At 72.9% G+C, this 13,023-nt stretch carries 15 protein-coding genes and 1 riboswitch; of the genes, 8 read left to right on the top strand and 7 right to left on the bottom strand.

All coding sequences use genetic code 11. The annotated features are described in order from the left end of the window. Positions 1-27: 27 nt before the first annotated feature. The 4 genes from metF to ACZ6ZT_RS19285 form a co-directional block, all read right to left on the bottom strand. Positions 28-942, bottom strand: a complete 915-nt coding sequence (gene metF / locus ACZ6ZT_RS19300) for a methylenetetrahydrofolate reductase [NAD(P)H] (RefSeq protein ID WP_469720581.1) — start codon at positions 940-942, stop codon at positions 28-30. 68 nt (positions 943-1,010) lie between these two features. Continuing rightward, positions 1,011-1,649, bottom strand: a complete 639-nt coding sequence (gene thiE / locus ACZ6ZT_RS19295) for a thiamine phosphate synthase (protein ID WP_469720579.1) — start codon at positions 1,647-1,649, stop codon at positions 1,011-1,013. 65 nt (positions 1,650-1,714) lie between these two features. Continuing rightward, positions 1,715-2,080 carry an Rv2175c family DNA-binding protein gene (locus tag ACZ6ZT_RS19290; RefSeq protein ID WP_469720577.1) on the bottom strand — a complete coding sequence of 122 codons (366 nt, stop codon included), beginning with the start codon at positions 2,078-2,080 and terminating at the stop codon, positions 1,715-1,717. A gap of 73 nt (positions 2,081-2,153) precedes the next feature. Continuing rightward, entirely contained in the window at positions 2,154-3,386 is a 1,233-nt protein-coding gene (locus ACZ6ZT_RS19285) for an NAD(P)/FAD-dependent oxidoreductase (protein WP_469720575.1), read from the bottom strand. Between the two features lie 123 nt (positions 3,387-3,509). Next, positions 3,510-3,622, top strand: a riboswitch (TPP riboswitch). Here ACZ6ZT_RS19285 and thiO point away from each other — a divergent pair. From thiO to ACZ6ZT_RS19270, 3 genes are all read left to right on the top strand, one after another. Continuing rightward, positions 3,620-4,807 (top strand): glycine oxidase ThiO, encoded by a 1,188-nt coding sequence (gene thiO / locus ACZ6ZT_RS19280; protein WP_469720573.1) that lies wholly within the window; start codon positions 3,620-3,622, stop codon positions 4,805-4,807. It overlaps the preceding riboswitch by 3 nt. Next, entirely contained in the window at positions 4,804-5,004 is a 201-nt protein-coding gene (gene thiS / locus ACZ6ZT_RS19275) for a sulfur carrier protein ThiS (RefSeq protein WP_469720571.1), read from the top strand. The genes thiO and thiS overlap by 4 nt, the downstream gene beginning before the upstream one ends. Positions 5,005-5,009: 5 nt before the next feature. Then, complete coding sequence (locus ACZ6ZT_RS19270; RefSeq protein ID WP_469720569.1) at positions 5,010-5,804, top strand: thiazole synthase; 795 nt, start codon at positions 5,010-5,012, stop codon at positions 5,802-5,804. Between the two features lie 79 nt (positions 5,805-5,883). Here the strand turns inward: ACZ6ZT_RS19270 and ACZ6ZT_RS19265 are convergent, their stop codons facing one another. Next, the gene (locus tag ACZ6ZT_RS19265) at positions 5,884-6,465 is read right to left on the bottom strand and encodes an HD domain-containing protein (RefSeq protein ID WP_469720567.1); all 582 of its coding nucleotides are present in this window, start codon (positions 6,463-6,465) and stop codon (positions 5,884-5,886) included. A 4-nt stretch (positions 6,466-6,469) separates the two neighbouring features. Further along, complete coding sequence (locus ACZ6ZT_RS19260; RefSeq protein ID WP_469720565.1) at positions 6,470-7,807, bottom strand: hypothetical protein; 1,338 nt, start codon at positions 7,805-7,807, stop codon at positions 6,470-6,472. A gap of 120 nt (positions 7,808-7,927) precedes the next feature. Here ACZ6ZT_RS19260 and ACZ6ZT_RS19255 point away from each other — a divergent pair, with 120 nt between their 5' ends. The 5 genes from ACZ6ZT_RS19255 (at position 7,928) to ACZ6ZT_RS19235 (ending at position 12,193) form a co-directional block, all read left to right on the top strand. Beyond that, on the top strand, positions 7,928-8,101 hold the full coding sequence (locus tag ACZ6ZT_RS19255) for a hypothetical protein (RefSeq protein ID WP_469720563.1): 174 nt from the start codon (positions 7,928-7,930) through the stop codon (positions 8,099-8,101). Further along, positions 8,094-8,414 carry a hypothetical protein gene (locus ACZ6ZT_RS19250; protein WP_469720561.1) on the top strand — a complete coding sequence of 107 codons (321 nt, stop codon included), beginning with the start codon at positions 8,094-8,096 and terminating at the stop codon, positions 8,412-8,414. The genes ACZ6ZT_RS19255 and ACZ6ZT_RS19250 overlap by 8 nt, the downstream gene beginning before the upstream one ends. Positions 8,415-8,747: 333 nt before the next feature. Beyond that, positions 8,748-10,694: a Stk1 family PASTA domain-containing Ser/Thr kinase gene (gene pknB, locus ACZ6ZT_RS19245; protein ID WP_469720559.1), complete on the top strand. Its 1,947-nt coding sequence runs from the start codon at positions 8,748-8,750 to the stop codon at positions 10,692-10,694. A 13-nt stretch (positions 10,695-10,707) separates the two neighbouring features. Beyond that, the gene (locus tag ACZ6ZT_RS19240; protein WP_469720681.1) at positions 10,708-11,565 is read left to right on the top strand and encodes a deoxyribonuclease IV; all 858 of its coding nucleotides are present in this window, start codon (positions 10,708-10,710) and stop codon (positions 11,563-11,565) included. A 91-nt stretch (positions 11,566-11,656) separates the two neighbouring features. Beyond that, on the top strand, positions 11,657-12,193 hold the full coding sequence (locus tag ACZ6ZT_RS19235) for a DUF4396 domain-containing protein (protein ID WP_469720557.1): 537 nt from the start codon (positions 11,657-11,659) through the stop codon (positions 12,191-12,193). Positions 12,194-12,205: 12 nt separating this feature from the next. Here ACZ6ZT_RS19235 and ACZ6ZT_RS19230 read toward each other — a convergent pair whose 3' ends face one another. Beyond that, a complete protein-coding gene (locus ACZ6ZT_RS19230; protein WP_469720555.1) occupies positions 12,206-12,838 on the bottom strand; it encodes a sulfite oxidase-like oxidoreductase in 633 nt (210 codons plus the stop codon). Between the last annotated feature and the right edge of the window lie 185 nt (positions 12,839-13,023).

Genomic DNA, 13,023 nt, shown 5'->3' with positions numbered 1-13,023 from the left:
GCCGGCGCGGGAACGGGAGACGGCCGATCAGGCCCGCTGGTGCAGGCCCAGGTTCTCGTAGATCTCAAGGGTCGCCGTGGAGTTGTTCAGCGTGATGAAGTGCAGCCCCGGGACACCCTCGGACAGCAGCCGCGCGCAGAACTCCGTGGCGAACTCGATGCCCATGGAGCGTACAGCGGCCGGATCGTCCTTGACGGCGAGCATGCGCTCTTTCACGTCCGCGGGGAAGACGGCGGTGCTCAGTTGGGGCAGCCGGTCGAGCTGCTTGATGGCCACAACGGGCATGACCTCGGGGATGATCGGGGTCTCGCAGCCGGCCTTGGCGGCGCTGTCGCGCAGCCGCAGATAATTTTCGGGATCGAAGAACATCTGGGTGATCGCGTAGTCCGCGCCCGCACGGCACTTGTCCACGAAGTGCCGGATGTCCGTGTCCCAGTCCTCCGAACGGGGGTGCATCTCGGGGAAGGCGGCGACGCCCACGCAGAAGTCGCCGGACTCCTTGAGCAGCCGGACGAGGTCGGCGGCGTAGTCCACGCCCTCCGGGTGCTTGACCCAGGGGGCCATCGGGTCGCCCGGCGGGTCACCGCGCAGCGCGAGCATGTTGCGGATGCCGGCGTCCGCGAACTGGCCGATCACGTGGCGCAGCTCGGCGACGGAGTGGTCGACGGCGGTGAGGTGCGCGACGGGGGTCAGGGTGGTGTCGGCGGCGATCTGCTGGGTGGCGCGGACGGTGCCGCCGCGGGTGGAGCCGCCGGCTCCGTAGGTGACCGAGACGAAGCTCGGGGAGACGGCCTCGATCCGGCGCAGGGCGTTCCAGAGGTTGCGCTCGCCCTTCTCGGTCTTGGGGGCCCAGAACTCGAAGGAGTACGAGCGCCCGGACGCGAGGAGGTCGCGGACCGTGTGCGCACGGTCCGACCAGGTGGAAGCGGTACCAAAGGCCATACCCGCAGGTTAGACGGGCGGTCCCGCACGCCGAAGCGCTGTCCATCAATTGGACATGTTTTTGGACACTAGGCCAGGCGGGCGCGGATCCGCTTGGAGAGTTCGTGGGCGGCCGCGTAGGGGTCGGCGGCCTCGGTGAGGGCGCGGACGACGACCACGCGGGTGGCTCCGGCGTCGAGCACCTCGTCCAGGTTTGTGCGGTCGATGCCGCCGATGGCGAACCAGGGGCGGGTCTGCTCCAGGGAGGCGGCGTAGCGCACGAGGTCCAGGCCGGGGGCGTGGCGGCCGGGCTTGGTGGGGGTGGGCCAGCAGGGGCCGGTGCAGAAGTAGTCCACGCCGGGTTCGGCGACGGCGGCGGCGACCTCGGCCTCGGCGTGGCAGGAACGGCCGATGAGGACCCCCTCGCCGAGGATGGCGCGGGCGGCGGGGACGGGGATGTCGCCCTGGCCGAGGTGGAGGACGTCGGAGCCGATGGCGTGCGCGACGTCGGCGCGGTCGTTGACGGCGAGGAGCCTGCCGTGGCGGCGGGCGGCCTCGGCGAAGACCTGGAGGTGGTCGAGTTCCTCGCCGGCCTCCATGCCCTTGTCGCGGAGCTGGACGATGTCGACGCCGCCGGAGAGGACGGCGTCGAGGAACGCGGGGAGGTCGCCCTGGCGCTTGCGGGCGTCCGTGCACAGGTAGAGCCGGGCGTCGGACAGCTGCTGCATGGGTGTTCCCCCCGTGATGGTGGCGTACGGGCCGGGGCGGGCCCGTACGCCGGTGGATCAGCCGGTCAGAGGGCGAGCGCCTGGGCGCGTCGCTTCACCTCCGTGCCGCGATTCTCGCTCAGCGCCTGCGCGGGGGTGCCGGGCAGGGTCGGGTCCGGGGTGAACATCCACTCCAGGATCTCCTCGTCGGAGAAGCCGTCGTCGCGCAGCACGGTCAGCAGGCCGACCAGGCCCTTGACGATCTTGTCCCCGTCGATGAAGGGAGCGGGTACCTGGAGGGAACGGTTCTGGCCGCGGCGCACGGCGAGCAGCTGACCTTCCTTGACCAGCTGGCGGACCCGGGTCACTTCGATGTCGAGCATCTCCGCGATGTCGGGGAGGTGCAGCCAGGCGGGAACAAGGGCGTCGATCTTTGCGTCAATCTCGGTCACGGGTACAAGCCTGCCATCTCCCACTGACCGCCGGTACCCGAGCGGCCCCGTCCGGGGCCGGCGGCCCCCGGCATCAGGCCGTGGCCGACTTCAGCGGGACGGCCGGATCGGCGGCCCTGGCCGGATCGAGGGGGACGCCCGATTCGATCAGCCGGCGCCCCTGCGCCAGGTCGCGGGGGCGGCCCACGGCCAGGACCGCGACGAGGGCGCCGTCGCGCAGCCAGCACACCGACCAGGCCGCCTCGTCCGGGTCGCCGCGCCACAGCAGCGTGTCGGCGCCGCCGTGGTGGCCGGCGTACTGGACGAAGCGGCCGAACTGCTCGGACCAGAAGTAGGGCACGGGGTCGTATGCCTGTACGGGCTCCCCGGCGAGGATGTTCGCCGCGACGGCCCGGGGGCCCTGGAGGGCGTTGTCCCAGTGGTGGACCAGCAGGCGGGCGCCGTAGCGGGCCGAGGGGAAGGAGGCGCAGTCGCCGACGGCGTACACCCCGGGCAGGGAGGTGCGCAGGTGGGCGTCGGCGGTGATCGAGCCGTCGGGGCCGCGTTCGACACCGGAGCCGTCGAGCCAGCCGGTGGCGGGGCGGGCGCCGATGCCGACGACCACCGCCCCGGCGGGCAGCTCCCGGCCGTCGGCGAGCCGGACCAGGCCCTCCTCGACGGCGGCCACCCGGGCGCCGGTGATCAGGGTGGCGCCGGATTCGGCGTACCACCGGGCCATCGGGGCGGCCACCTCGGCGGGCAGGGCCCCGGCCAGGACCCGGTCGGCCGCCTCCACGACGGTGACGGCGCGGCCGGCCTCGCGGGCCGCGGTGGCGAACTCGGCGCCGATCCAGCCCGCGCCGACGACGACGAGGTCGTGCGGGGCCGCCAGGACGGGGCGCAGCCGGACGGCGTCGTCCAGGGTGCGCAGCAGGTGCACGCCCGGGACGCCCTCGGCCCCGGGCAGGGTCAGCGGTTCGGCGCCGGTGGCCAGCACGAGGACCTCGTAGGAGAGGGGGCCGGCCGGGGTGTCCAGCTCGCGCGCGGCGGCCCGTACGCCGGTGACCTCGACGCCGAGGCGCAGGTCGATGCGCAGGTCCTCGAAGTCCACGTCGAAGGCGACGTCGAAGGCGGAGTCCTCGGCCTTGCCGAGCAGCACCGCCTTGGACAGCGGGGGCCGGTCGTAGGGCTGGTGGGGTTCGGCGCCCAGGAGGGTCACGGGGCCGGTGTAGCCCTGTTCCCGCAGGGCCACCGCGGTCTGCACCCCGGCCATTCCGGCGCCGACGATCACGACACCGGGCTTCGTCTGCTGCGTCTGCTCGCTCACGCGCCCAGCCTAATGAACTGACGGTCTGTCAGGAACGGCGGGAGCGCCACGAGGGCACCACGGGGGCGTGGCGCCCGGGGAGGCAGCCTTACCCGCCACCCCCGCCGGGGTTAGTCTGGCCACCGTACCTATCGCGGGAGTCCGGGCGCACCGGGCTGAGAGGGAGGCTGGCCGGCCTCCGACCGTACGAACCTGATCCGGGTCATGCCGGCGAAGGGAGGGGCTGGACGCCCATGCACTCATCCGGAACATCCGGGACGTCCCGGACGGGAAGCGACGTCCTCGTCATCGGGGGCGGCATCATCGGCCTGGTCACGGCCTGGCGGGCGGCCGGACGCGGACTGCGCGTCACCCTGGCCGACCCCGATCCCGGCGGGGGCGCCGCCCGCGTCGCGGCCGGCATGCTCGCCGCCGTCACCGAACTGCACTACGGCGAGGAGACGCTGCTCGGGCTCAACGTCGATTCCGCCGCGCGCTACCCGCGCTTCGCCGCCGAACTGGCCGACGCCAGCGGCGGCATGGACATCGGCTACCGGGCCTGCGGCACCCTCGCCGTCGCCCTCGACGCCGACGACCGCCTCCACCTGCGCGAACTGCACGCCCTCCAGCGCCGCTGCGGCCTGGACGCGCAGTGGCTGACCGGCCGCGAGTGCCGCCGCCTGGAGCCGATGCTGGCCCCGGGCGTACGCGGCGGGCTGCGCGTCGACGGCGACCACCAGGTGGACCCCCGCCGGCTCGCCGCCGCGCTGCTCACCGCCTGCGCCCGGGCCGGGGTCACCGTGCACCGGGCGGCGGCGGCCCGGCTGCTGACCGGGGCCGGGCGCGCGCTGGGCGCCGTACTGGAGGACGGTACGGAGCTGCGCGCCGACCAGACGGTCCTCGCGGCCGGCTCGCTCAGCGGCCGGCTGGCCGGGGTGCCGCCCGAGGTGGCGGTGCCGGTGCGGCCCGTGAAGGGGCAGGTGCTGCGGCTGTCGGTACCGGCCGCCTACGCGCCGTTCCTGTCCCGGACCGTACGGGCCGTCGTGCGCGGCAGCCACGTCTACCTGGTGCCGCGCGAGAACGGCGAGCTGGTGGTCGGGGCCACCAGCGAGGAACTCGGCTGGGACACCACCGTCACCGCGGGCGGGGTGTACGAGCTGCTGCGCGACGCCCACGACCTGGTGCCCGGCATCACCGAACTGCCGCTGGTCGAGACCCGGGCCGGACTGCGCCCCGGCTCCCCCGACAACGCGCCCCTGCTGGGCCCGACCGAGCTGCCCGGCCTGCACCTGGCCACCGGCCACTACCGCAACGGGGTGCTGCTGACCCCCGTCACCGGCGACGTGATGGCGGAACTGCTGGCCACCGGCACCGTGCCGGAGGCCGCCCGCCCCTTCACCCCGCGCCGCTTCTCCCCCACGCGTCAGGAGTCCTACGCATGAGCATCTCCGTCAACGGCGAGCCGCGCGAGGTCGCGGCCGGCACCACCCTCGACGCCGTGGTCGCCACCCTGACCGCCGCCCCCTCCGGCGTGGCCGCCGCCCTCAACGAGACCGTCGTCCCGCGGGGACGCTGGCCGCACACCCCGGTGGGCGACGGCGACCGGGTCGAGATCCTCACCGCGGTACAGGGGGGCTGACGGCCATGGCGGACGACCTCTTCACCCTCGGCGGCCGGACCTTCACCTCCCGCCTGATCATGGGCACGGGCGGGGCCCCGAGCCTGGACGTGCTGGAACGCGCCCTCCTCGCCTCCGGCACCGAGCTGACCACCGTGGCCATGCGCCGCCTGGACCCGACGGTGCAGGGCTCGGTCCTCTCCGTCCTGGACCGGCTCGGCATCGCCGTCCTGCCGAACACGGCGGGCTGCTTCACCGCGGGCGAGGCCGTGCTCACGGCCCGCCTGGCGCGCGAGGCGCTCGGCACCGACTGGATCAAGCTGGAGGTCGTCGCCGACGAGCGCACGCTCCTGCCGGACGGAGTCGAGCTGCTCGACGCCGCCGAGACGCTGGTCGACGAAGGCTTCACGGTCCTGCCGTACACCAACGACGACCCGGTGCTGGCGCGGAAGCTGGAGGACGTGGGCTGCGCGGCGATCATGCCGCTCGGCTCCCCCATCGGCTCCGGGCTCGGCATCCGCAACCCGCACAACTTCGAGCTGATCACGGAGCGGGCCGGGGTCCCGGTCATCCTGGACGCCGGGGCCGGCACGGCGTCGGACGCCGCCCTCGCGATGGAACTCGGCTGCGCGGCGGTGATGCTCGCCTCGGCGGTGACCCGGGCCCAGGCCCCCGTCCTGATGGCGGCGGCCATGCGGGACGCCGTCACGGCGGGCCGCCTGGCCCACCGCGCCGGCCGCATCCCCCCACGCCGCTTCGCCGCCCCCTCCTCCCCCACCACGGGCCGCGCCACCCTGGACCCGGAACGCCCGGCGTTCTGAGGGCGCGGGGACCGGCAAGCCGCCTCCGGGAGGTACTGGGGGCTACGAAACAGCGCCCAGGCCGATCCGTCGGCGGCCGTCAACGAGGGAGGAAGGTCTGTCGCCAGGCCAGGGACGACATGCTCAGTGCCGCCTCGGCCAGGGCCTTGGCCGAGGTGGTCTTCAGGGCGCTGAGGCTGGAGTCGATCCAGTTCTGCACGTTCACGTTGCCCTGTTCGCGGTACTCGACGGCCTGGATCAGGCATTCGAGCTTGTCGGCGTCGTGGGCGATGACCACCTCGGGATCGGTGCCGTTCTCGTAGTCCGCCACGACGGCCTGGATGCCGGCCGCGACGGCCGGGTGGGCGGTCGCGAGCTGATCGGCGGTGATCTCCTCGTTCGAAGCGGCCTTGAGGTAGCGGCGGCCGATGTGCGGGATGTCGCCGATGCGGGTTTCCTGGGTGTCGTGCATGACGCACATGAGCGTGACCCTGGCGGCGTCGGCGCCCTCCATCATCGCGAGCACGGCCCCGATGGCGGCGACGCGAAAGCTGTGCTCGGCGATGCTCTCCGGATCCCTGACCCCGGTGTGCCACCACCCCGACCGACGCTCGCGCTTCAGCACGCCGAGCTCGAACAGGAACCCCGCGGTGCCCTGGGCGTGGGTTGTCTCGTCTGCCATGGGGTCAGCCCTTCAACGTGCCGACGAGCTGGGCGCGTTCGTGGAGGTCGCGGACCGCGCGGACCGTGTGGTGGGGGCGGAGGCGGAGGTTCATCAGCTCGAAGTGTTCGTCGCCGCGCGCCGAGGACAGCACCTCGTACTCGTCCAGGAACCGGCCCCAGGATTCGCACGCGGCTTCCACGTGGCCGATCGACAGCTGCCGCTGGGCGAGGAGTCCGTAGGCGTGGAGACGGCCCTGCCGTTCGTTCGCCGGTTGCACCCGGATGGATTCCCGGAGCGTCCGGACCGAGCCCGGTACGTCCTTCGTCTCGTTCTGGACGTGCGCCACGTGGAAGAGGTACGCGGTCCGGTCGTACCCGCCCACCGACTCCCTCCGGTCGTCGGCCCGGGCGAGCGCCTCTTCGGCCTCGCGCAGCCGGGTGAAGGCCTGGCGCTTGTCTCCCACCATCGCCGCGCCGTGAGCCTGCTGCCCGCGCAGGAACGCGACCAGCCGAGGTCCGGCCACGGGTGCCGCCTCCGCCGCCGAGTCGGCGAGTTCGAGGGCGCGTCGGCCGTAGCCGAGGTTCGAGGCCTGGAGGGACATGCCGCGCAGGGTGCGGCAGTACGTGACGTGGTCGTCCGCCTCCCCGGCGAGCTTGAGCGCGTTGACGTAGTACTCCTGGCCGAGGCGATGCTGCCGCTCGTACATCGCCATCCAGCCGGTGAGGTACACGAGGTCGGAAGCCGCCGCCAGCATGCTCCGGCGTACGGGTGCGGCCGCTTCGGCCTTCAGCCAGGGCCCGACCGTGTTCACGAGGAAGGCGGCCGCCATCGGCCGGGCATGACCTGCGCCGAGCTCGTCGAGGATGTCCGCGATCCGGTCGGTCATCGCCTCCACGGCGGTCACCTGCGCCTGCCCGATCCGCGTCGTCGCCTTGCCCGGCCTTATCGGCTCGGGGGTGTCGGCCCGCGCCAGGCTCGGAAAGAGGGGGATGGCGAGCGCCGCGGAGAAGACTCCTGCGGCGATCACGCCGCGTCGCGTTGGATCCATGTCGGCCCTTCCCAGGTCTACGAGGTCCCGCACGGTGTCCGCCGCTCCGCCCGGCGGCCTGAGGCCGGCCTCGGCGTAGGTCACCGGCCGGGCCAGTTTCCGTTCGAACGCCTCGATGATCAGCGGCCTGACCTGCGGCCGGGGCTGGTGACCCGCCACCCACTGGGAGACGGCGGGCTGGCCGTACTTGAGAGCGATCCCGGCTTCGGCCCCGACCCGGTCGACGATCGAGGCGAACTGGCTTCTTGACCATCCAGCCTGCTCAAGAAGCGTCGACAGGCCGGTATTCGCGGTGCGTGAGCGTTGCGCCATGAGCAGCTCCCGACAGGTGCATGGCTTGCATGCTTCTCCGAGCCTCCAACGGTACTCGCGGAGGGTGTGCGCGCGGTTACCTATTCACACCGGCCGCCAGCACCGACTCAGGGAGTACCCATGACCAGCCGGATCATCCACAGCTGTGCCCACGGCGTGCTCGAACTCGACACGGCGCACGATCCGTGGCCCGCGCCCAAGGCTCCTCCCGCTCCGAGCCAGGCCCTCCTTGATCGCGCCCGCACCGGCTGGGAACTCTTCATCGACTCCTTCCAAGAGGCGTCCGATGGCTGAGCAGTACGAGTACGTGCGGCACCGGCTGCTGGGCCGTCGGGTACGGGACATCGCGTCCGGGGTCGAGGGCGAGCTGATGGCCGTGGTCAACGAGAACGTCGCGGGCAGCGGTGCGGAGCGGTGGGTGCGGCTCGCCTACATCCGCGATGCGACCGGTCTCGAATTCACCACCGCCGTCCGCAACATCGTCCCGACCGACTACCTCGACACCCTGGAAGCCTGCCTGGACCAACGACGGCGGCGGGATCAGCGGTTGAGCGGAGACGGCTCGGGCAGCGGTGAGGTGCCCGCTTCTGGCTGTTCTGGCCCCTGACCGTTCCTCCGGGGGGTTCCCGGCAGTCTTCGGCTTTTCGTGGCGGGGTGGTCGGTCAAGGGTGGCCGGAGGCCATCGCGGAGCGACGCGACCGGAGGGAGCGCCCTTGAGGGACCGGTCCGGCGCGGAAGGACGATGGGACTGGCGGGAAGCCCCCAGCCCTCCGCGAGGCGGGCCGGCGGGGTGCGGCTCGCCGGAGCCCCCGGGCAAGGGCCGTCGGCGCTCCTCCCGAGGGGGCGCCCCCACGGCCCCCGGCCGTCCGGCCGTGTCACGGCTGCGCTGCAACCTGGACGCCCCGGACGGGGCCGACGCGTCGGCTCGTAGAATCGGCGGGTGGATACGACCCTGGATGACCCCCTCGTCGGGCGCGTGCTCGACGGCCGCTACCGCATCGACGCCCGCATCGCGGCCGGCGGCATGGCCACGGTCTACCGGGCCGTCGACACCCGCCTCGACCGCGTCCTCGCCCTCAAGGTGATGCACCCCGCGCTCGCCGCCGACGCCGCCTTCGTGGACCGTTTCATCCGCGAGGCCAAGTCCGTGGCCCGCCTCGCGCACACCAACGTGGTCGCCGTCTTCGACCAGGGCACGGACGGCCCGTACACCTACCTCGCGATGGAGTACGTCTCCGGCTGCACCCTGCGCGACGTGCTGCGCGAGCGCGGTGCGCTCCAGCCCCGGGCCGCGCTCGACATCTTCGAGCCGGTGCTCGCGGCCCTCGGCGCCGCCCACCGCGCCGGTTTCGTCCACCGGGACATGAAGCCCGAGAACGTCCTGATCGGCGACGACGGCCGCGTCAAGGTGGCCGATTTCGGCCTGGTCCGTTCCGTGGACGCCGTGACGAACACCACCGGCTCGGTGCTCGGCACCGTCTCCTACCTCGCGCCCGAGCAGATCGAGAACGGGGTCACCGACACCCGCGTCGACGTCTACGCCTGCGGCGTCGTCCTGTACGAGATGCTCACCGGCACCAAGCCGCACACCGGCGGCTCCCCCGCCCAGGTGCTCTACCAGCACCTCAACGAGGACGTCCCGCCCCCCTCGGCGGCCGTCCCCGGGCTCCCCGAGGCCCTCGACGCCCTCGTCGCCAGCGCCACCGCCCGCGACCCCGAGCTGCGTCCGGCCGACGCCGTGGCGCTGCTCGGGCTGGTCCGCGCCGCCCGCGCCGCGCTCGGGGACACCGAGCTGGACGCCGTACCGCCGCAGGCGCGGGCCAGGGACCGGGCGGCCACCGAGGACCGCACCAGCGTGATCCCTCGCCCGCTGGAGAACCCCCACCCCGTGCACCACACCTCGCGCCTGGAGCACCCCCCGGCGCAGGCGACGCAGACGACCCACATGACGCAGACGGCGCACGCATCACACGCGACCCCCGCCCCGCCCGCCGGTCCGCGCCGCCGCGGCCCGGTGCTCGTCATCGCCGCGGTCCTGCTCGCGCTCGGACTCGGCATCGGCGTCTGGTACATCAACTCCGGCCAGTTCACCAAGGTCCCCAACCTCCTCGGCAAGACGGAGGAGCAGGCCCGCTCCCAGCTGTCCGCCGCCGGTCTCGGCGTGAAGGGGGTGGACCGCAAGTTCAGCGACGCCTTCGACCGCGGGACGGTGATGAACACCGATCCCGGCGGCGGCAAGCGGATCCGCGGCAACGGCGCCGTCACCCTCACCGTCTCCCGCGGCCCCGAGGTCATCAGCGTCCCCGACCTCAAGGGCAGGCCGCTGGAGGAGGCCAAAGCGGAGCTGACGCGGACGGGCCTGGCGCCCGGCATCGTCACGCAGGCCTTCAGCCAGGACGTCGCCCAGGGCTCGGTGATCGAGAGCAAGCCCGGGGGCGGCCAGCGGCTGGCCCCCGACACCGCCATCGCGCTCGTCGTCAGCAAGGGCCGCCCGGTGCCCGTCCCGGCCGTCACCGGCAAGCCCGTCGAGCAGGCGCGCGCCGCGCTGGAGGCCGTCGGGCTGAAGGCGGCGACGGCGCAGGAGCAGGTCAACTCCGCCTCGCCCGCCGGTACGGTCGCGAGCCAGTCGCTCGCCGCCGGCGCCCAGGCCGCGGGCGGCGACACGGTCACGCTGACCGTGTCCAAGGGCCCGCGCCAGGTCCAGGTGCCGGACGTGACCGGCCAGGACGCGGACGCGGCCCGCAAGACGCTGGAGGGCCTGGGCTTCAAGGTGAAGGTGGACCGGCCCTTCCTCTCCTTCAGCAACACGGTGGACACCCAGTCGGTGCCGGGCGGCCAGGGCGCCCCCGAGGGCAGCACCGTGACGCTGCGGACGAAGGGACTGTGAGGTGGCACCCGTGATACGCAACCCCGTGGGCGGGCACGTCCCCGTCGCCGGCGGCCTCGCCTCGGTCGGTCTCCCGTACGCCCGCGCGATGGGCGCCGAGGCCCTCCAGGTCTTCGTCGCCAACCCGCGCGGCTGGGCCACCCCGGCCGGCAGCCCGGCCCAGGACGAGCTGTTCCGGGCGGGCTGCGCCGAGGAGTCCCTCCCCGCGTACGTGCACGCCCCGTACCTGATCAACTTCGGCTCGCACACCGAGGCGACCGTGGAGAAGTCAGTGGAGTCCCTGCGCCACTCGCTGCGCCGGGGCCGCGAGATCGGCGCGCTCGGCGTGGTCGTGCACACCGGTTCGGCGACCGGGGGCCGACCGCGCGAGGCGGCGTACGCGCAGGTCAGGCAGTACATGCTGCCCCTGTTGGACGAGCTGGTGCACGAGGACGACCCGTTCCTGCTGCTGGAGTCCACGGCCGGGCAGGGCTCCTCGCTCTGCTCCCGGACCTGGGACTTCGGCCCGTACTTCGAGGCCCTCGACCACCATCCGAAGCTGGGCATCTGCCTGGACACCTGCCACATCTTCGCGGCCGGGCACGACCTGGCCGAGCCGGGCGGCACCAAGCAGACGCTGGACCTGCTGGTGGACACGGTGGGCCCGGGCCGGCTGAAGCTGATCCACGCCAACGACTCCCAGGAGGGCGTCGGCGCCCACAAGGACCGGCACGCGAACATCGGCCAGGGCCACATCGGCCGGGAGGCCTTCGCGGAGCTGTGCGCGCACCCCGAGACGGAGGGCGTGCCGCTGATCATCGAGACCCCGGGCGGCAAGGAGGGGCACGCGGCGGACGTGGCCCTGCTGAAGGAGCTGCGCGGCGCCCACTGATCCGCAGGTTCCTTGAGGAATACCCCTGGGGGGTATACGGTTCTGTCTCTCGGCAGGACCGTACACCCGGCTTTTCCCTCAGGGGGTCGTCATGGACCAGGACCAGGCACACGCCCACGACCACGAGCACGCCCACCACCACGAACACCCGCACGGAGTGCACCCGCACGGTGACCACGCGCACGGCGCCGCCCCCGCCGGCTGGGCCACCGCCGCGCGGGCCACCCTGCACTGCCTCACCGGATGCGCCATCGGCGAGATCCTCGGCATGGTCGTCGGCACCGCCCTGGGCTGGGGCAACCTCCCGACGATGGTCCTCGCGATCGTGCTCGCGTTCGTCTTCGGTTACGCGCTCACCCTGCGCGGGATCCTCGCCGCCGGAGTGGACCTCCGTTCGGCCGTCCGGGTGGCGCTGGCGGCGGACACCGTCTCGATCGCCGTCATGGAGCTGATCGACAACGGGGTCATCGCCGTGTGGCCCGGAGCCATGGACGCCCACCTCTCGGACGCCCTGTTCTGGACGACGCTCGCGCTCTCGCTCGCCCTGGCCTTCGTCGTGACCACCCCGGTCAACAAGTGGCTGATCGGCCGCGGGAAGGGCCACGCGGTGGTCCACCAGTACCACTGACGAGGTGCTGCCTTAGAGCTCCGGACCGTCCCCCGGGACCTCCTGGTACGAGTAACGCTGCTCGCGCCAGGGGTCGCCGATGTTGTGGTAGCCCCGCTCCTCCCAGAAGCCCCGCCGGTCGGCGGTCATGTACTCGATGCCACGGACCCACTTGGGGCCCTTCCAGGCGTAGAGGTGCGGGACCACGAGCCGCAGCGGGAAGCCGTGCTCGGCCGTCAGCAGTTCGCCGCCCATGTGGGTGGCGAACACGGTCCGCTCGGCGTTGAAATCGGCCAGCCTCATGTTGGAGCTGAAGCCGTACTCGGCCCACACCATCACATGCGTGACCTGCGGGGCCGGTGGTGCGAGGGCGGTCAGGGTTCGCGCCAGCACGCCGCCCCATTCGGCGCCCAGCATGCTGAACTTGGTCACGCAGTGCAGGTCCGCGACGACGGAGTCGAACGGCAGGGCCGCGAACTCCTCGTGGTTCCAGCAGTGCTTCTCGCCGTCGGCCGTGGCACCGAAGACCCGGAACTCCCAGCGGTCCGGCTTGAACTTGGGCACGGGACCGTAGTGGGTGACGGGCCAGCCCCGCTGCAACCGCTGCCCCGGAGGGAGCTCGAACTGCTCTGCTCCCGGAGATTCCCGGCGTTCCGGCTGACCCATGTCTCCATGGTGACAGACGGGGCCGGGTGGTCACGACCAGGTACGCGCGGGCGTACCCCCGGTACACCCGCAGAGGGGCAAGTCGTGGCAACTCCCACTAAGGAGGTACTTACTGGACGGCCTCCGGCGGCGGTGCAAAGATGCGCGCACCTGCCCCGTCACCTAGCTGACACTGCCTGGAAGGA

The organism is Streptomyces sp. NPDC102258 (assembly GCF_055584685.1).
The sequence above is the reverse complement of the archived record's forward strand: the minus strand, read 5'-3'. Positions and strand labels throughout refer to the sequence as shown.